Genomic DNA, 746 nt, shown 5'->3' with positions numbered 1-746 from the left:
TGGCAATGTCCAGTGCCGCAAACAGCGTCGTCGTTCCATGGCGCATGTAGTCGTGCGTTCTGCGCTCAGGAATACCTGGTGCCAGCGGCAAGATCGGCTGTGTGCGGTCCAGCGCCTGTATCTGGCTCTTCTCATCCACGCACAGCACCATCGCCTTGACGGGCGGGTCCATGTACAAGCCGACGATGTCACGGACTTTGTCGACAAACAGCGGATCACTGGAGAGCTTGAACGTCTCCTGGCGGTGCGGCTGTAGACCGAAAGCCCGCCAGATTCGACTGACAGCCGTCTGTGACATGCCCATTGCGTGGGCCATGGTGCGGGTACTCCAATGAGTCGCGCCAACTGGCACAGACTCCAGCGTCTTGGCGATCACTGCATCGACGCGCTCATCTTCAATCGTGCGCGGAGCGCCAGGACGTGGCGCATCCAACAAACCCTGCATGCGAAGTTCAACAAAACGGCCCCGCCACTTGGAAACCGTCTGCTGCGTGACCCGCAGGCGCGCTGCCACCACTTTGTTGTCCAAGCCCTCTGCGCAAGCGAGCACGATCCGCGCTCGCAGGGCCAAGGCCTGCGCTGTCTTGCGACGCTTGGTCAGCGCAATCAGTTGCTCTCGCTCCGTCGCGCCCAACACCAATGGAGTCTTTGGTCTTCCGCTCATGGCCACCTCGTCGTACAACACACTACACGACTGATCACCGTTAGGGAAAATAATTCAATGAATTTTTAACTCAGGACACTAG

The 746-nt window shown here is 59.0% G+C and carries 1 protein-coding gene; it reads right to left on the bottom strand.

Annotation, left to right across the window (positions count from 1 at the left end; translation table 11 throughout):
• Nucleotides 1-664 (bottom strand): IS630 family transposase (locus IHV84_RS20210; protein ID WP_198848169.1); only part of this gene is annotated, 664 nt, incomplete at its 3' end.
• Between the last annotated feature and the right edge of the window lie 82 nt (nt 665-746).

This window comes from Acidovorax sp. IB03, assembly GCF_016406015.1.
Lineage (GTDB): Bacteria > Pseudomonadota > Gammaproteobacteria > Burkholderiales > Burkholderiaceae_C > Acidovorax > Acidovorax temperans.
The sequence above is the reverse complement of the archived record's forward strand: the minus strand, read 5'-3'. Positions and strand labels throughout refer to the sequence as shown.